We start from the raw sequence: 16,111 nt of genomic DNA, 5'->3' as shown, positions 1-16,111 counted from the left end.
GTCTGGGAACGAAGGTTTGTTAACGGTCTCCGGCGGCTTCGGGTGACAATGCTGGGGTACCGTCCGAAGGTCGGGTCAAACACCGGATGCACAGCGGCCAGCCGGCCGGGGTGCCTCACTGTGGCAGGAGGGACGGGGCTTAAGCCGCCCCGCATGGATGGACGTCAAGCGCTATTTCCGTGGGCCAGTGATGTGGATCGTGCTGGCTGTCCTCGCCGTGGTCGTATTGATGCAGGTCGTCGGGTCGTCCGGCGGCTACAAGACGGTAGACACCGGCCAGGCCATTGAGGCGATCAACAGCAACCAGGCGAAGTCGGCCGAGCTGACGACCGGCGACGAGAACACGATCAAGGTCGAGCTCAAGTCCGGTGCCAAGGTCGGTGGCAAGGACCTCGGCACCAAGATCAAGGCGAGCTACATCGGCACCCAGGGTGTCGATGTGGCCAAGATTCTGCAGTCCAAGGTCGATGACCAGAACGCGAGCACGCTGCCCAACGGGTACACCGTGTCGCCGCAGTCGCAGAATGCGTTCGTCAGCATCCTGCTCTCGCTGCTGCCCTTCGTGCTCATCGTGGTCGTCTTCCTGTTCCTGATGAATCAGATGCAGGGCGGCGGCTCCCGGGTCATGAACTTCGGGAAGTCCAAGGCCAAACTGATCACCAAGGACACCCCGAAGACCACCTTCGCGGATGTCGCGGGCTCGGACGAGGCCGTCGAGGAGCTCCAGGAGATCAAGGAGTTCCTCCAGGAGCCCGCCAAGTTCCAGGCCGTCGGCGCCAAGATCCCCAAGGGTGTGCTGCTCTACGGCCCGCCTGGAACGGGTAAGACGCTGCTCGCCCGCGCTGTCGCGGGTGAGGCGGGCGTGCCGTTCTACTCGATCTCCGGCTCCGACTTCGTCGAGATGTTCGTGGGTGTCGGCGCCTCGCGTGTCCGTGACCTGTTCGAGCAGGCCAAGGCCAACGCCCCGGCCATCGTCTTCGTCGACGAGATCGACGCCGTCGGCCGGCACCGCGGTGCGGGCCTCGGCGGTGGCCACGACGAGCGCGAGCAGACGCTGAACCAGCTGCTCGTCGAGATGGACGGCTTCGACGTGAAGGGCGGCGTCATCCTGATCGCCGCCACCAACCGGCCGGACATCCTGGACCCGGCGCTGCTGCGCCCGGGCCGCTTCGACCGCCAGATCGCCGTGGACCGCCCGGACCTCCAGGGTCGCCTGGAGATCCTCCAGGTCCACCAGAAGGGCAAGCCGGTCGCCCCGGACGTCGACCTCCGTGCCGTCGCCCGCCGCACCCCCGGCTTCACCGGCGCCGACCTGGCCAACGTCCTCAACGAGGCCGCGCTGCTCACCGCCCGCAGCGACAAGAAGCTGCTCGACAACCACACGCTGGACGAGGCGATCGACCGCGTCGTGGCGGGCCCGCAGAAGCGGACCCGGATCATGTCCGAGAAGGAGAAGAAGATCACCGCGTACCACGAGGGCGGACACGCCCTGGTCGCGGCGGCTTCTCCGAACAGCGACCCGGTGCACAAGGTCACGATCCTGTCCCGTGGACGGGCTCTGGGCTACACCATGGTCCTGCCGGACGAGGACAAGTACTCGACCACGCGCAACGAGATGCTCGACCAGCTCGCGTACATGCTGGGCGGGCGCGCGGCCGAGGAACTGGTCTTCCACGACCCGACCACGGGCGCCGCGAACGACATCGAGAAGGCGACCGCCACCGCTCGTGCCATGGTCACCCAGTACGGCATGACCGAGCGGCTCGGTGCGATCAAGTTCGGGACGAGCGACTCCGAGCCGTTCCTCGGACGTGAGATGGCTCACCAGCGCGACTACTCGGAAGAGGTCGCCGGGCTGGTGGACGAAGAGGTCAAGAAGCTCATCGAGACCGCGCACAACGAGGCGTGGGAGATCCTGGTCGAGAACCGCGACGTCCTCGACAGCCTTGTCATGGCCCTCCTCGAGAAGGAGACCCTGAACAAGGAGCAGATCGCCGAGATCTTCAAGCCGATCGTCAAGCGCCCGCCGCGTCCGGCCTGGACCGGCTCCTCGCGCCGTACGCCCTCCACCCGCCCCCCGGTGCTCTCTCCCAAGGAGCTCACCCTCACCAACGGCGCCCAGTCCGCGAACGGGGCCACGTCGCTGAGCAAGCCGCCCGCCGCCGACCCGGTGGAGCTGCCTGAGGACGACCACTAGGTCATAGTCAGGTCATAGCGGAATGTAAGCCGCGCCCCCAAGGTTTTGTAGCCTTGAGGGCGCGGCTTACTGCTGTCGCCGTGACGTACGAGGAACGAGGCACCCATGACCGACCCCATCACGACGGTGGACGGCTTCGGCCGCGTCGGCGACTTCGACGAGAAGCGGGCCGAGGACGCCGTGCGCGAGCTTCTCTTCGCGGTTGGCGAGGACCCCGACCGTGAGGGGCTCAGGGACACCCCGGCGCGCGTGGCACGGGCGTACAGGGAGATATTCGCCGGGCTGTGGCAGGAGCCGGAGGACGTCCTCACGACGACCTTCGACCTGGGTCATGACGAGATGGTGCTGGTCAAGGACATCGAGGTGATGAGCTCCTGCGAGCATCACCTGGTGCCGTTCGTCGGGTCCGCGCACGTCGGGTACATCCCGTCGGCCGAGGGCAAGATCACCGGCCTGTCGAAGCTCGCCCGCCTCGTGGACGTCTACGCCCGCCGCCCGCAGGTCCAGGAGCGGCTCACCACGCAGATCGCCGACTCGCTGATGCGGATCCTGGAGCCGCGCGGAGTGATCGTCGTCGTCGAGTGCGAGCACATGTGCATGACCATGCGCGGGGTGCGCAAGGCGGGTGCCAAGACCATCACCTCGGCGGTGCGCGGTCAGCTGCGTGACCCGGCGACGCGGGCCGAGGCCATGAGCCTGATCATGGCCCGCTGATTTACTGAGTCGAGCCCGCCGCGCTGCGGTCCTCGTCCTTGTCCTCGGGGAGCTTGCAGATGCGTTCCAGCAGGATCGCGGCGGCGACCACGGCGATGCCCGCCAGGACGGCTGCGCCGGAGTAGATCGCCTGGTCGCGGCGGGGCGGGTTGTCCAGCTCGTACATGAGCAGGAAGACGCCCGTGCCGCCGTACATCCCGGCGACGAGCGCGGCGACCAGCGCGCTGGCCTGGCCGAAGACGACCGCCCTTGCGGCGAGCAGCGGGTCGACGCCCTTGGCGCCGGGCCGGCGCTCGCGCTGGGCGCGCAGCCGGGAGCGGATGGACAGGGCGGTGGCGGCCAGTACGGCGGCGATCAGCCCCAGCACGATGGGTGCGGCCACCGGCACGCTGGGCAGGGTGCCGAAGGAGTTCCAGAGCTTGGCTCCGGCCCATGAGAGCACCCCGGCCACGGCGAACAGCCCGACCAGTGTCCTGATGCGCAGCTGCTTCACCGAGTACTCGCCCTCCCGTGTGGTCCGACCCCGATTGTCCCGTGGTCGTGACGATGGTCGTAACGATTATTCAGGCAGTCGGAGTTCCACGTCCGCGCGGGCCTGAACCGAGTCGCGGCCGACGGTGGCGAGCAGCTGCCCGACCGCTCCCAGCCCCGGCAGTTCGGCGGCCGGATCGACGTCGTGCCAGGGCGCGAGCACGAAGGCGCGCTGATGGGCCCTGGGGTGCGGGAGGGTGAGCTCCGGGTCGTCGGAGACCACGTCCTGGTACGCGACGATGTCGACGTCGATCGTGCGGGCGCCCCAGCGCTCGGTGCGCGTACGGGCGTACGCGTCCTCGATGGCGCGGCCGCGCTCCAGGAGCGAGGACGGCGGCAGGGTGGTCTTCACCACGACCACCGCGTTGAAGTAGTTCGGCTGGCTGCCGGGCTCGACGCCCCACGGCTCGGTCTCGTAGACCGGGGAGATCTTCTTGACCCGGACGCCCGGGGTGTCCTCCAGGGCGTCGATGGCGCCCTGGAGGGTCTCCGCGCGGTTGCCGAGGTTGGAGCCGAGCGAGAGCACGGCGACTTTGGGGTTCTGCAGGGTGGTGTCGGCGGCGTCGACCTGTGCGACGACGGAGGCCGGTACCGGCTGCACGGTGGGGTCGTAGCTCACGGGCGCCTCCGGGTGATGCTGATGGTCACGTCGTCGAAAGGAACGGTGATCGGGGCGTCCGGCTTGTGCACGGTCACCTCGACCTCCTCGACCAGGTCGTGCTTGAGGACCTGGTCGGCGATGCGCTGGGCGAGGGTCTCGATGAGGTCGACCGGCTCGCCGCGCACGACGTCGACGACCTCCTCGGCCACGACGCCGTAGTGCACCGTCTTGGTGAGGTCGTCAGAGGCGGCGGCGGGAGCGGTGTCCAGGCCGAGCACGAGGTCCACGACGAAGGTCTGGCCCTCCTCGCGCTCCTTGGGGAACACGCCGTGGTGCCCGCGCGCCTTGAGGCCACGCAGCGCGACACGATCCACGAAATCACTCCAGCAGTCGTCAGGTCGTCGGACAAAAGGGCACCGACCACCCACGTGGCCGCACCGCCCTTACTCGAATCTACCTGCGACCGCCGACAGCGCTTGCCGTCGAGGTGGCCGGAGGCAGCCGCCCCGCCCTTACCCCAGGGCGCCCGGAGCTACTCCTGGCTTACCCACAACTTGGCTCGAACGAGTGGTCAAAAGCCTTTCAGGCTGACCCTTCTCCGAGTTCGTCCTCGTCCTCGTCGATCCCCTCGGCCATCACCGGGGAGCCGTGGTGGACCCACAGCCGCCAGCCGGCCGGTGTGCGACGAAACACATTCGTGGCCACGACGAGACCGCCCACGAGCGATCCCATCCCACTCTCGCCGTCCTCGTCGGCGGGACCGCCGGTGAGGATGTTCTCGGTGCAGGTCACCAGGGCGGTGTCGCCGTCGACCGCCACCTCCACGTCGGTGAGGAAGAACTGGATGTACTCGGTGTTCGCCATGATCAGGGCGTACGAGCGCATCACCTCGCGGCGCCCGCGCAGCACCGGCCACCCGGGGTGCACCACGGACACGGTCTCCGCGAGTGGGCCGGTCAGCACCAGCTCCTCCAGGGCGTCCAGGTCCGAGCGCTCCACGGCGTCGTAGAACGCCTGATTGGCCTCCTCGACCTGCGCTGCCTCCGCGGTGCGTGGCGTCATACGGCCCCCTCGATCGCGCGGGCCACCCGGACCGCGTCCGCACTGTCGTGGACCTCGTGCACGCGCACCGCCCAGGCGCCCTCGCGGGCCGCGATCGCCGTCACCGCCGCCGTCGCCGCGTCCCGCTCCCGGGCCGGCGGCGGATCGCCGCCCTCGCCGGCCAGCACACGGCCCAGGAAACGCTTCCGGGAAGCCGCGACGAGCACCGGGCGGCTCAGCGCGCGGAGCTCCGCGAGGTGGGCGATCAGGGTGAGGTCGTGCTCCGCGTTCTTGGCGAAGCCCAGTCCTGGGTCCAGTACGATCCGGGCCGGGTCGATGCCGCCGGCGACCGCGCGGTCGAGGCTCTGGCGCAGCTCGGTGACCACTTCCGGGACCACGTCCGTGTAGACGGCGCGGTTGTTCATGTCGATGCTCTGGCCGCGCCAGTGCATCACGACGAACGGCGCCCCCGCGGCCGCCACGACCGCGATCATCGCCGGGTCCGCCCCGCCGCCGCTCACGTCGTTCACCAGCACCGCGCCCGCGCTCACCGCCTGCTCGGCGACCCGCGCGCGCATCGTGTCCACGCTCACCACCGCGCCGGCCGCCGCCAGCTCCCGTACGACCGGAACCACCCGGCGCAGCTCTTCCGCCTCGTCGACGCGCTGCGCCCCGGGCCGGGTCGACTCGCCCCCCACGTCCACCAGGTCCGCGCCCGCGGCCACCAGGTCCAGGCCGCGCTTCACGGCTGCGCCGGTGTCGAACCACCGCCCGCCGTCCGAGAACGAGTCCGGCGTCACATTCACCACGCCCATCACCGCGCACCGGTCCCACTCCGGCAGCCCGTCCACCCGACCTCGCAACGTACCCATGCGTCCAGCGTAGGGGCTCCGCCCCCTGCGCCCGGACCGGCCTGTGCCCGGCGCCGGGCCGGCGATTCAGCCCGTCCGGCGTTTGAGGACACTCCCCCAGAGGGGGCACCCCCAGAAGGGCGTTTGGGGGTCCAGGGGCCGGCCCCGTGGTTTCGGGCAGGGGCGGGGTGGGGGCTCAGCCGCGGCGGCGGGGGCGCCAGGTGGGGAGGGCGAGGGTGACGAAGCCTTCGGCCTGCATGGCGGCGAAGCCGATGCGGGGGAGGTCGCCGGTGCTGCGGAAGACGACGAAGCGGGGGACCCAGACGGGCTGGAACTTGGCGTTGAACTTGTAGAGCGACTCGATCTGGAACCAGCGGGACAGGAAGACGAGGACACCGCGCCAGCCGCGCAGCACCGGCCCGGCGCCGAGGCGTTCGCCGCGGGCGAGGGCGGCGCGGAACATGGCGAAGTTGAGGGAGACCCGCTTGATGCCCATGTCGGGGCCGGACTGGAGCGCGGCGACGATGAGGAGTTCGTTGAGCCCGGGGTCGGCGGCGCGGTCGCGGCGCATGAGTTCGAGGGACATGCCGTCCGTGCCCCAGGGCACGTAGTGCTGGATGGCGCGCAGCGCGCCGTCCGCGTCGTGAGCGGTGGCCACGACGCAGTCGTCGTCGGCGCGGTCGCCGAAGCGGCCGAGGGCCATGGAGAAGCCGCGCTCGGTCTCGGTGCCGCGCCAGGCGTCGGAGGCGCGGCGGATGAGGGCGCGCTCCTCGTCGCCGAGCTCGGCGACCCGCCGCACGCGGCACTCGTAGCCGGCGCGCTCGATGCGCTTGACCATCTGCCGTACGTTGCGCATGGCGCGGCCGGAGAGGGTGAAGGCGGCGGTCTCCACGATCGCCTCGTCGCCGAGCTCGAGCGCGTCGAGGCCGGTCTCGCGCGTCCAGACCTCGCCGCCGGTCTCGCTGCAGCCCATGACGGCGGGGATCCAGGCGTGGGCGCGGGCCTCGGCCATGAAGCGTTCGATGGCGCCGGGCCAGGCCTCGACGTCGCCGATGGGGTCGCCGCTGGCGAGCATGACGCCGCTGACGACGCGGTAGCAGACGGCCGCTTTGCCGCTGGCGGAGAAGACGACGCTCTTGTCGCGGCGCAGCGCGAAGTGCCCGAGGGAGTCACGGGCGCCGTGCGTGGCGAGGAGGGCCCGCAGTCGGGCCTCGTCGTCCGGGGTGAGCTCGGCGACCGGCTTGGCGGGCCGCAACGCCAGGTAGGCGGTGGTGAAGGCGGTCAGGAAACCGAGGCCGGCCAGGGTGTAGCCGACGACGTCCGTCGCCTGGTCGGTGGCGTACGAGACGGGGCCCTGGAAGCCGAAGACGCCGTACAGCACCTCCTGGAGGCGCGCGCCCCAGCCGGGGTCGCCCATGACGGACTCGGGGTGGGCGCTGACGACGACCAGACCCAGCGTCAGGCTGAGCGCGCTGAGCCCGAGGAAGGCGGCGAGGCCCCGCCACCGGGTCCGGGGATCGGCCTTGGCGGTGAACTGCTCGCGGTAGACGATCAGCAGCGCCAACAGGCCCAGGGCGACGGCCGATCCGCCGAAGGAGTGCCGGTGCACGATCGCCGCGCCCGCGCTGATCGGAAGCAGCACGACGGTCGCCCGCCAGGCGCGCCGCTTGCCGCGCTTGAGGGCGTGCGCCAGCAGCAGCATCAGGATGCCGGTGACCACCGACGTGGCCGCCGCCAACGAGGTGACGGCGCCCGGGAAGACGCCCGCCATGACGTGCATACGGCTGTGCCGGAAACCGGGGAAGACACCTGCCGCGACATCGATCAGGCCCACCAGGGCACATGCGGTGCCGATGACCTTCGGTACGGCGGAGGGGCGGATCAGTCGGCGCGGCGGCCGGCACGTCTCCCGTGACTGTACGGAGACGGCGTCAGCGCGATCAGCGGACACTTGCACTACCAATCGATACGAATATGGTGCGCCCTCTAGGAGGGGATTTCGGGTCTTCGGGTTCCAGTATTCGGATAGGCAAGCCGAAGTTCCACGTCACACGCGATTCTTCACGCCTCCGTGGCAACGTCGCCGGCCGCCTCAGGCTGACGGTTCGTAGCAAGATCAAAGAATGCCTGATGGAGGGCGTCCGTTCGAAGCGGCGGCAACGCTTCGTATCCGTACGGATGCCCTCCGTATTAGTCGTTGTATGTTGAGTGAGAAATCGGATGGCCTGCCCCCACAGGCCTCTTTGGCACGCTAAGTTTCAGGCCATGCCACGTGGACGCCACCGCCATTCCCAGCCCTTGCACCGGCTCCTGCCGCCACTGATGGTTGCAGGGTCTGCCGCTCTGTTCGCCGCCGGCGCGTGGGCCGTGGCTGATCCGGTGATACTCCGTGCGATCGCGGCTGCCGCTGCCGCCGCCGCGTGCGTGGGCGCGGTGATGCTGCGCAGCTGGGACCGCTCGGCCGGAAAGCGTGTCGCCGATCTCGAAGCGGCCCGGGTGCGCGACGAATGGCGTACGGACGAGCGGATCGCCGAGCTGGAGGTCGACCTCGACGACTCCCGCGAGCTGCGCGGCCGTCTGGAGAACAAGCTCCGCACCAAGCGCGCCGAACTCGCCCGGCTCCGCAGCGAGCACGCCGACCTGCTGCGGCGCTACGCCACCGCCGAGTCCGAGCGCGCCAGCGCCCTGGAGAGGCGGCGCCAGCTCGCCATCGAGACCGCCGCCGCGCCCGCCGCCGTCCCGGTGGCCGGCGCTCCGGCTGACTCGGCCGCGTACGCCCGGGCCGACGAGGCCCTGCGCAACCTCGGCCGCAACGCCGCCCGCCAGCAGGCCCTGCGCACCGTCGAGGAGGCTCGCCGCCGCGACGCCGAGCACTCGCGCGAGGAGCAGGAGCCGCAGGGCCGGCACGCGGCCGACTCCGCGGGTTCCGGCGGTTCCGAGGAGCACGGCAGCGCCGCCCCTCAGCCCCCGGCCCTTCCGGTGCGCCAGCACCAGCTGGTGCCGGCGGTCGCGGCCGCCGTACTGCCGTACGCGAAGCCGCAGCGCACCGCCAGCCGCGCGCAGGGCGGCTTCGACTTCTTCGGTACGCAGACGCCGAAGGCGCTCGGCCCGGCGCCCGCGCCGGAGAAGGGCCCGGCCCCGGCTTCGGACCCGGCGCCGGCCAAGGAGGACCTGGCGGATGTCGTCGGGGACGAGGCGGTGGCCGAGCACGAGGCCGGGCAGCTCGAGGTCATCGACCTCACGGTGCACGACGAGACCGAGCAGCTGGATGTGCGGGAGCTGCGCGTCCAGTCCTCGTGACTTCGACTTCGTAAGGCAGCTGCCTAACTATCGGCCTTCGTAAGGTAATTGCCTTACTTGTCGACGTCGCCCACGACGAAGAACATCGAGCCCAGAATCGCCACCATGTCGGCGACCAGCGTCCCCGGCAGCAGCACCGTCAGCGCCTGGATGTTGTTGTACGAAGCCGAGCGCAGCTTCAGCCGGTACGGCGTCTTCTCGCCCTTCGACACCAGGTAGTAGCCGTTCAGGCCGAGCGGATTCTCCGTCCACGCGTACGTGTGCCCCTCCGGGGCCTTCAGCACCTTGGGCAGCCGCTGGTTGATCGGGCCCGGCGGCAGCTCCGCCAGCCGGTCCAGGCAGGCGTCCGCCAGGGCCAGCGCGTTGTACGTCTGCTCCAGCAGCACCTCGAAACGCGCCAGACAGTCGCCCTCGCTCCGAGTCACCACCTTCAGCGTGTCCTGGAGGTCTCCGTACGCCAGATACGGCTCGTCGCGCCGCAGATCGAAGTCCACGCCGGACGCGCGGGCGACCGGGCCGCTCACCCCGTATGCGTGCACGGCCTCCTGCGAGAGGACGCCCACGCCGCGGGTGCGGCCCCGGAAGATCTCGTTGCCCAGGACGAGGTCGTCGAAGGTCTGCATGCGCTTCCGGACGCCGGCGACCGCCTGCCGGGCGCGGCCGTACCAGCCGTTCGGCACGTCCTCCTTGAGGCCGCCGACGCGGTTGAACATGTAGTGCATCCGGCCGCCGGAGACCTCCTCCATGACGTGCTGGAGGTTCTCGCGCTCGTCGAAGGCGTAGAACACCGGGGTGATCGCGCCGAGTTCGAGGGGGTACGAGCCGAGGAACATCAGGTGGTTCAGCACCCGGTTCAGCTCGGCGAGGAGGGTGCGGGTCCACACGGCGCGCTCCGGGACCTCCATGCCCAGCATCCGCTCGACGGCGAGGACGACCCCGAGTTCGTTGGAGAACGCGGAGAGCCAGTCGTGGCGGTTGGCCAGCATGATGATCTGCCGGTAGTCGCGGGCCTCGAACAGCTTCTCGGCGCCCCGGTGCATATAGCCGATGATCGGCTCGGCATGGCTGATCCGCTCGCCGTCCAGTCGCAGGCGAAGGCGCAGCACGCCGTGCGTGGAGGGATGCTGCGGGCCGATGTTCAGCACCATGTCGGTGCTCTCGGCCGCGCCGCCGATGCCGATCGTGGTCTCCGTCATGGGAACAGTCTCCCACTGGCCGCTCTCGCCCCGGTCGGGCCTACCCGGGTCCGTCCGCCGGTCCGTCCGCCGCTCCGTCCGCCGCTCCGTCCGGCAGCGCGTCCGCCAGTGCGTCGAGCAGGGCCACGACGCCCGCCGGGCCGTCGACGACCAGGTCGGCTCGGGCGGCCAGCTCGGCGACCTCCTCGTTGCCGCTGCACACCAGCAGCCCCGGCAGGCCGTCGGCCCGCCGCTTCTCGACGGCGGCGAAGGCGGCCAGGTCCCCGAGGTCGTCGCCGGCGTAGAGGACGGGCCCGGCGTGGACCTCGCGGAGGTAGTCGTTGAGGGCCACGCCCTTGTCCATGCCGGGAGGGCGCAGTTCCAGGACGGCCCGCCCGGGCTCGACGATCAGCCCGTGCCGGGCGGCCAGTTCGGCCACCGGCTCGCGCAGCGCCTCGAAGGCGGCCTGTGGGTCCTCCGTACGGCGGGTGTGGACGGCCACCGCCCGCCCCTTGTCCTCGATCCACGTGCCGCGCCAGGCCCCGATCCGGTCGAGGAAGCCGGGGAGTTCGGCCCGTACGGCGTCGACGCCGGCGTGTGGTGCCGGGGCGTGCACTTCGCCGCTGGCGGCGTCCCAGCGCTCGGCGCCGTAATGCCCGAGGACCACGAGCCGCTCCAGGCCCGGCACCCCGGCGAAGCCGCCGTACCGGACGGCGACGCCCGCCGGGCGGCCGGTGACCACCGCGATCGACCCCACGCGGGGTCCGAGCCGGGCCAGCGCGGGCACGGTGCCGGGGTGGGCGCGGGCGCTGTCCGGGTCCGGGACGATCGGCGCGAGCGTGCCGTCGAAGTCGAGGGCGATCACGGCCCGCCCGGGCTCCGCGAGCAGGGCGGCGAGCCCCTCCTTGCCCTCGGTGGTGGCGGGCGTGGGGAGGTCGCGCGGCTTGCCGGGGTTGCTTCCCATGGCTCCGACCCTACCGGCCCTTGCAGGGGGCTTGCCGGGCGTACGGCAGCTTCGGGGCGCCGCCCGCGCATCTGCCCTGTGGGTGGTTGGGGTTGCGTTGGCGCCTGCCGGCGGGTGGCCGGGCGCCCCTCATTTTTCTGCGTCTCTCGCGCCGCTTCGCGGGCTTCGAGTCGCTGCGTCGGGCCCGATCCTTCACGCCGTGCTCGCACCGCTCGGCCCCAGGGGGCCTCTCGGGCTTCGCCCGGCTGCGTCGGACTCCGTCCGCCGGGCCGGGGTGCCGCCCGCGCGTCTGCCCCGTGGGTGGCTTGGGTCCCGTCGGCGCCTGCCGGCGGGTGGCCTGGCGCCCCTCTTTTTCTGCGTCTCTCGCGCCGCTTCGCGGGCTTCGAGTCGCTGCGTCGGACTGCGTCCGCCGGGCCGGGGGGCCGCCTGCGCATCTGCCCTGTGGGTGGCTTGGGTCGCGTCGGCGCCTGCCGGTGTGTGGCCGGGCTGTGCCAGCCCGTTCCGCCTTGCGGAACGTTCTCCCACAACCCGGTGGGAGAGGCACCCGGCGCGAAGCGCCCGGGCGCCTTGCGGAACGTTCGCCCCGACCCCGGAGGTCAGGGGCGCAGGGACAGCACCCGTGGGGCTGTCGCGCGCAGGCCTGGAGGCGTCAGCGGTGGTTGCGGCGGGAGTCGCGGGCGCGGCGGAGGCGGTTGATGGTGATGGGGTCGTGGGCGAGGGCGCGGGGGTCGTCGAGGAGGGCGTTGAGGAGCTGGAAGTAGCGGGTGGGGGACATGCCGAGGCGTTCCCTTATGGCCCGTTCGCGGGCGCCGGGGCCGGCCCATTGGCGGCGGGCGACGTCGAGGACGGCGAGGTCCTGGTCGCTCAGCGGAGACGCAGACGCGGACGCAGGCGCAGGCTCGGACTCGGGCTCGGATTCGGGCTCGGTCGGGTCGGTCACGCGGTCACCCTAGCCATTCGGGTCAAGGCGGGGAACCGCGAGGCGCAAGTGGACTAGACCTTTCGCGGGGTAAGGCGCCAGACTGTCCCCGTGAGACATGTCATCGCCCTCGATGTGGGCGGCACCGGGATGAAGGCCGCACTGGTCGGGGCGGACGGCACGCTTCTGCACGAGGCGCGCCGCCCGACGGACCGTGAGCGCGGCCCCGAGGCGGTGATCGCGGCCGTGCTCGGCTTCGCCGAGGAGCTACGCGCGTACGGGCTCCGGGCGTACGGCGAGCCGGCGGCGGCGGCCGGGGTCGCGGTGCCGGGGGTCGTGCGGGAGGCGGACGGTGTCGCGGTCTACTCCGCGAACATCGGGTGGCGGGACGTACCGCTGCGGGCTCTGCTGTCGGAGCGGCTGGAGGGTGCGCCTGTCGCCCTGGGTCACGACGTACGGACCGGTGGCCTGGCCGAGGGCCGGCTCGGCGCGGGCAAGGAGGCTGACCGCTTTCTGTTCGTCGCCCTGGGCACCGGTATCGCGGGCGCCATCGGCATCGGCGGCCGCGTCGAGGCGACCGAGCTGGGCCACATCGTGGTCCGCCGCAAGGGCCCGGAGTGCGGTTGCGGCCAGCGCGGCTGCGTCGAGGTGCTGGCCTCCGCCGCGGCGGTGGGCCGGGCATGGGGCGGCGACGCCGCCGGCTGCGCGAAAGCCGTCGAGGCGGGCGACCCGCGTGCCGTCGCGGTCTGGGAGGACATGCTCGCCGCGCTCGCGGACGGGCTGCTGACCGGGCTCACCCTTCTGGACCCCGACGTGCTGATCATCGGCGGCGGGCTGGCCGAGGCCGGGGACACGCTTTTCACGCCGCTGCGCGAAGCGGTGGCGAGCCGGGTGACCTTTCAGAGGCTCCCCCTGATTGTTCCGGCGACCCTTGGGGATGCCGCCGGTTGCCTGGGCGCAGGGCTGCTCGCCTGGGATCTTCTTTCTGCTGACGTGGAGGTGACCGCCTGATGGCGGAAGCAAGCGTGCTGGCCGGCGCCAGGGTTGTTCTGCCGGACGGCATCGTCGAGGACGGCCGGGTCACGGTCGAGGGCGGCACCATCGCCCCGAACCGTGAGTCCGGGCAGGCCTCCACCCTCGAGACGCTCGATCTGACCGGGCACTGGATTGTCCCCGGCTTTGTCGACATTCACGTCCACGGCGGCGGTGGCGCGTCCTTCTCCTCCGACCGTACGGAGGAGATCCTGACGGTCGTCGACACGCACCGCAGGCACGGCACGACCACCATGCTCGCCTCCACCGTCACCGGTGACCTGGACGACCTCGCCCGGCAGGCGGCCCTGCTGTCCGAGCTGGTCGAGCAGGGCGAGCTGGCGGGTATCCACTTCGAGGGCCCGTTCATCTCCCCGCACCGCTGCGGCGCCCACAAGCCCTCGCTGCTGCGCGACCCGGACCCGGCCGACGTGCGCAAGCTGCTCGACGCCTCACGCGGCGCCGCCCGCATGATGACGCTGGCCCCCGAACTCCCGGGCGGGCTCGAGTCCGTACGGCTGCTGGCCGAGCAGGGGGTCATCGCGGCCGTCGGCCACACCGACGCGGCGTACGAGGCGACGCTCAAGGCCATCGACGCGGGCGCCACCGTGGCGACCCACCTCTTCAACGCCATGCCGGCCCTGCTGCATCGCGAGCCGGGCCCGATCGCCGCGCTGCTGGAGGACGAGCGGGTCACCGTGGAGCTGGTCAACGACGGTGTCCATCTCCACCCCGCCATCCTGGAGTTGGCCTTCCGCAGCGCCGGCGCAGACCGGGTCGCCCTCATCACCGATGCCATGGACGCCGCCGGCTTCGGCGACGGCCGCTATCTCCTCGGCCCGATGGAGGTCGACGTCACGGACGGCGTCGCCCGGCTGGTGGAGGGCGGCTCCATCGCGGGCTCGACCCTCACCCTCGACACCGCCTTCAAGCGGGCCGTCACCATCGACCGCCTCCCGGTCGACGATGTCGTACGCGCCCTCTCCGCCAACCCGGCCCGCCTGCTGGGCGCTTACGACCGCATCGGCTCCCTGGAGCCCGGCAAGGACGCCGACCTGGTGGTCCTGGACGAGGCGTACGACCTCGTGGGCGTGATGCGCAAGGGCCATTGGCTGGTGACGCCGCCGGGGGTGTGACCTCTAAGCCCGGCAGCCTCAACGCCAAGCCGTCGAGGACGACTTCGAGGCGGGGTCGGGGACCGCGCCCGCGGCGTACGCGTCGGCGAGATCGTCGTGGTCGGCCGCGGCACGCTGGGCGGCGGGCATGAGACGGGCGATGAAGGCGGCCTCGGTCTCACCGGAACGGGCAACCGTGGTGAGCCAGGCCGCCTCCGTCGTGGGCGTCGGCTCGGCCCTCAACGACACCATCCAGCAGGCCGGTACCGCGCTCGGCATCGCGATCCTCGGCTCGCTCCTGTGGAGCGGCTTCGCCCGCCGGATGCCCGCCGGTACGCCCGATCAGGCGAAGCACTCCATCGCCGGCGCGCTGGCTGCCGCCCAGGGCGACACCGGTCTCGGTCACGCCGCCCGGGAGGCCTTCACCGCCTCGATGTCGACCACCTTCACCGTCAGCGCGATCGGCATTCTCGCGGCGGCTCTTCTGGCCACGCTGGTCATGCGCGACGCCAAGGCCGAGCCGGCCGCTGGCGCCGCCGGCGGACCAGCCCGAACTGGTCGCCTGACGAAGCCAAGAAGGCCGGTGCCCCCGTCAGGGGCGCCGACCTTCTTCCGTTGTCCTTGTAGGTCTACCAGCCGGCGGGCTCGGACCCGTCCGTCAAGGCCAGCTGGTCGAGGTTGAAGTGGCAGGCGTCGCCGTTGCCGCAGGTCATGGCGATGGTGTTGGAGCCCTGCTTCAAGTTCACCGTTTGGTAGGACTTGTACCAGGCGGTCCAGTCGCCTTCCTTGCCGTAGTTCTGGAGGCTCATCTTGTAGCTCATGGGCGTGCCGTTGACGACGGTCGTGGCACTCGCCGGGTCCTTCTCGGCGTTGGCGTAGCGCGCGTACAGCCTGTACGTGCCGGCCTTGGTCATGTCCACGGTCCAGGTCACGGTGGCGCCGACGGTGGTCATGTGGTCGACGTACGCGCCGCCTGCCGCCCGTGCGCCGGAGTGCTCGGTGCTCTTCTGGGCGCCGCCCGTGAGGCTCTGGACGGCCGCGTCCACGGTGCCGAGGCCGGTCGAGGCGCTGGCCGACGCGGAGTCGGACGGCTGGGAGGAGGAGCCGTTGGTGCCGCTGGTGGTGCCCGTGCTGGCGGAGGGGGAGGAGTTGGCGCCGGTGTTGGTGTTGTCGGAGCCGTTGGCCATGGCGACGCCGATGCCGATGGCGACGGCCGCGACGACGGCGACGGCGCCTATGAGGAGGCCCTTGTTGTTGGGGCCGCGGCCGGGACCGCCGCTGTGGCCGCTGCCGTGCCCGCCGTGCCCGCCGGTGCGGCCGGGCTGCTCGGGGAGCGGCTGGGTGCCGTACTGCGGGGGCTGCTGGGGCGGGTAGCCGTACGCGGGCTGCTGCTGTTGCTGCGGGGGCGCGGGGCGGCGCTCGCCGACCGCGCGGACCTGGTTGTACGAGGTGCGCGGCACGCCCGGCTGCCCTGCGGGGGCGGCTGCCGTCTGACCCGCTTCGGCGCCCTCCTGGCGGTACAGGTACGCGAAGGGGTCGTCGGTCCCGGGCTCGGGCGTGCCGTTGTTGCCGGCCGTCATCGGCTGTTCACCTTCCACTGCATATGGCGTTCGCGACGCGTGCGCGCCTGTACAGCACCTATCAGTGCCTGGGCTCCCCGTATAGGGAAGC

The 16,111-nt window shown here is 71.5% G+C and carries 16 protein-coding genes; 6 read left to right on the top strand and 10 right to left on the bottom strand.

The features are described 5' to 3' along the window. The first annotated feature begins 157 nt into the window (after positions 1-157). Positions 158-2,197 (top strand): ATP-dependent zinc metalloprotease FtsH, encoded by a 2,040-nt coding sequence (ftsH, locus tag ACFXJ5_RS08195; protein ID WP_384628531.1) that lies wholly within the window; start codon positions 158-160, stop codon positions 2,195-2,197. Between the two features lie 105 nt (positions 2,198-2,302). Then, complete coding sequence (gene folE / locus ACFXJ5_RS08190; RefSeq protein WP_384628528.1) at positions 2,303-2,911, top strand: GTP cyclohydrolase I FolE; 609 nt, start codon at positions 2,303-2,305, stop codon at positions 2,909-2,911. 1 nt (position 2,912) lies between these two features. Here folE and ACFXJ5_RS08185 read toward each other — a convergent pair whose 3' ends face one another. The 6 genes from ACFXJ5_RS08185 to ACFXJ5_RS08160 form a co-directional block, all read right to left on the bottom strand. Beyond that, the gene (locus ACFXJ5_RS08185) at positions 2,913-3,404 is read right to left on the bottom strand and encodes a DUF3180 domain-containing protein (RefSeq protein ID WP_384628525.1); all 492 of its coding nucleotides are present in this window, start codon (positions 3,402-3,404) and stop codon (positions 2,913-2,915) included. Positions 3,405-3,470: 66 nt separating this feature from the next. Beyond that, on the bottom strand, positions 3,471-4,061 hold the full coding sequence (folK, locus tag ACFXJ5_RS08180) for a 2-amino-4-hydroxy-6-hydroxymethyldihydropteridine diphosphokinase (protein ID WP_384628523.1): 591 nt from the start codon (positions 4,059-4,061) through the stop codon (positions 3,471-3,473). Beyond that, positions 4,058-4,417, bottom strand: coding sequence for a dihydroneopterin aldolase (gene folB / locus ACFXJ5_RS08175; RefSeq protein WP_127359723.1), 360 nt, complete (start codon positions 4,415-4,417; stop codon positions 4,058-4,060). Before folB ends, folK begins: the two co-directional genes overlap by 4 nt. Before the next feature lie 208 nt (positions 4,418-4,625). Next, the gene (locus ACFXJ5_RS08170; RefSeq protein ID WP_384628520.1) at positions 4,626-5,105 is read right to left on the bottom strand and encodes a nuclear transport factor 2 family protein; all 480 of its coding nucleotides are present in this window, start codon (positions 5,103-5,105) and stop codon (positions 4,626-4,628) included. Next, complete coding sequence (gene folP / locus ACFXJ5_RS08165; protein WP_384628518.1) at positions 5,102-5,956, bottom strand: dihydropteroate synthase; 855 nt, start codon at positions 5,954-5,956, stop codon at positions 5,102-5,104. Before folP ends, ACFXJ5_RS08170 begins: the two co-directional genes overlap by 4 nt. A gap of 175 nt (positions 5,957-6,131) precedes the next feature. Then, on the bottom strand, positions 6,132-7,820 hold the full coding sequence (locus ACFXJ5_RS08160) for a phosphatidylglycerol lysyltransferase domain-containing protein (RefSeq protein WP_384629547.1): 1,689 nt from the start codon (positions 7,818-7,820) through the stop codon (positions 6,132-6,134). A gap of 380 nt (positions 7,821-8,200) precedes the next feature. On the opposite strand from ACFXJ5_RS08160, the gene ACFXJ5_RS08155 reads away from it, so the two are divergent. Next, positions 8,201-9,235 carry a hypothetical protein gene (locus tag ACFXJ5_RS08155; RefSeq protein ID WP_384628515.1) on the top strand — a complete coding sequence of 345 codons (1,035 nt, stop codon included), beginning with the start codon at positions 8,201-8,203 and terminating at the stop codon, positions 9,233-9,235. A 53-nt stretch (positions 9,236-9,288) separates the two neighbouring features. Here the strand turns inward: ACFXJ5_RS08155 and ACFXJ5_RS08150 are convergent, their stop codons facing one another. The 3 genes from ACFXJ5_RS08150 to ACFXJ5_RS08140 form a co-directional block, all read right to left on the bottom strand. Next, positions 9,289-10,431, bottom strand: coding sequence for an NADH-quinone oxidoreductase subunit D (locus ACFXJ5_RS08150; RefSeq protein WP_384628514.1), 1,143 nt, complete (start codon positions 10,429-10,431; stop codon positions 9,289-9,291). Between the two features lie 40 nt (positions 10,432-10,471). Continuing rightward, positions 10,472-11,374, bottom strand: a complete 903-nt coding sequence (gene otsB / locus ACFXJ5_RS08145; protein ID WP_384628512.1) for a trehalose-phosphatase — start codon at positions 11,372-11,374, stop codon at positions 10,472-10,474. A 649-nt stretch (positions 11,375-12,023) separates the two neighbouring features. Next, complete coding sequence (locus ACFXJ5_RS08140) at positions 12,024-12,314, bottom strand: DUF3263 domain-containing protein (protein ID WP_384628509.1); 291 nt, start codon at positions 12,312-12,314, stop codon at positions 12,024-12,026. 90 nt (positions 12,315-12,404) lie between these two features. On the opposite strand from ACFXJ5_RS08140, the gene ACFXJ5_RS08135 reads away from it, so the two are divergent. The 3 genes from ACFXJ5_RS08135 to ACFXJ5_RS08125 all read left to right on the top strand — a co-directional run bounded on the left by ACFXJ5_RS08135 (position 12,405) and on the right by ACFXJ5_RS08125 (position 15,122). Beyond that, complete coding sequence (locus tag ACFXJ5_RS08135; protein WP_384628506.1) at positions 12,405-13,304, top strand: ROK family protein; 900 nt, start codon at positions 12,405-12,407, stop codon at positions 13,302-13,304. Then, the gene (gene nagA, locus ACFXJ5_RS08130) at positions 13,304-14,461 is read left to right on the top strand and encodes an N-acetylglucosamine-6-phosphate deacetylase (RefSeq protein WP_384628504.1); all 1,158 of its coding nucleotides are present in this window, start codon (positions 13,304-13,306) and stop codon (positions 14,459-14,461) included. Before ACFXJ5_RS08135 ends, nagA begins: the two co-directional genes overlap by 1 nt. A 139-nt stretch (positions 14,462-14,600) precedes the next feature. Next, positions 14,601-15,122 carry a hypothetical protein gene (locus ACFXJ5_RS08125; RefSeq protein WP_384628501.1) on the top strand — a complete coding sequence of 174 codons (522 nt, stop codon included), beginning with the start codon at positions 14,601-14,603 and terminating at the stop codon, positions 15,120-15,122. Here ACFXJ5_RS08125 and ACFXJ5_RS08120 read toward each other — a convergent pair. Beyond that, a complete protein-coding gene (locus ACFXJ5_RS08120; protein ID WP_384628499.1) occupies positions 15,070-16,020 on the bottom strand; it encodes a CBM35 domain-containing protein in 951 nt (316 codons plus the stop codon). The genes ACFXJ5_RS08125 and ACFXJ5_RS08120 overlap by 53 nt on opposite strands. Between the last annotated feature and the right edge of the window lie 91 nt (positions 16,021-16,111).

The organism is Streptomyces sp. NPDC059373 (assembly GCF_042751495.1).
In the GTDB taxonomy this organism is placed as follows: domain Bacteria; phylum Actinomycetota; class Actinomycetes; order Streptomycetales; family Streptomycetaceae; genus Actinacidiphila.
This window is presented reverse-complemented; position numbering and strand designations above follow the sequence as displayed.

What these genes read in the sequence shown, in the direction of transcription:
- ftsH (WP_384628531.1), top strand. Translation starts at nt 158, where the DNA reads ATGGACGTCAAGCGCTATTTCCGTGGGCCAGTGATGTGGATCGTGCTG.
- folE (WP_384628528.1), top strand. Translation starts at nt 2,303, where the DNA reads ATGACCGACCCCATCACGACGGTGGACGGCTTCGGCCGCGTCGGCGAC.
- ACFXJ5_RS08170 (WP_384628520.1), bottom strand. Translation starts at nt 5,105, where the DNA reads ATGACGCCACGCACCGCGGAGGCAGCGCAGGTCGAGGAGGCCAATCAG.
- folP (WP_384628518.1), bottom strand. Translation starts at nt 5,956, where the DNA reads ATGGGTACGTTGCGAGGTCGGGTGGACGGGCTGCCGGAGTGGGACCGG.
- ACFXJ5_RS08155 (WP_384628515.1), top strand. Translation starts at nt 8,201, where the DNA reads ATGCCACGTGGACGCCACCGCCATTCCCAGCCCTTGCACCGGCTCCTG.
- ACFXJ5_RS08150 (WP_384628514.1), bottom strand. Translation starts at nt 10,431, where the DNA reads ATGACGGAGACCACGATCGGCATCGGCGGCGCGGCCGAGAGCACCGAC.
- otsB (WP_384628512.1), bottom strand. Translation starts at nt 11,374, where the DNA reads ATGGGAAGCAACCCCGGCAAGCCGCGCGACCTCCCCACGCCCGCCACC.
- nagA (WP_384628504.1), top strand. Translation starts at nt 13,304, where the DNA reads ATGGCGGAAGCAAGCGTGCTGGCCGGCGCCAGGGTTGTTCTGCCGGAC.
- ACFXJ5_RS08125 (WP_384628501.1), top strand. Translation starts at nt 14,601, where the DNA reads ATGAAGGCGGCCTCGGTCTCACCGGAACGGGCAACCGTGGTGAGCCAG.
- ACFXJ5_RS08120 (WP_384628499.1), bottom strand. Translation starts at nt 16,020, where the DNA reads ATGACGGCCGGCAACAACGGCACGCCCGAGCCCGGGACCGACGACCCC.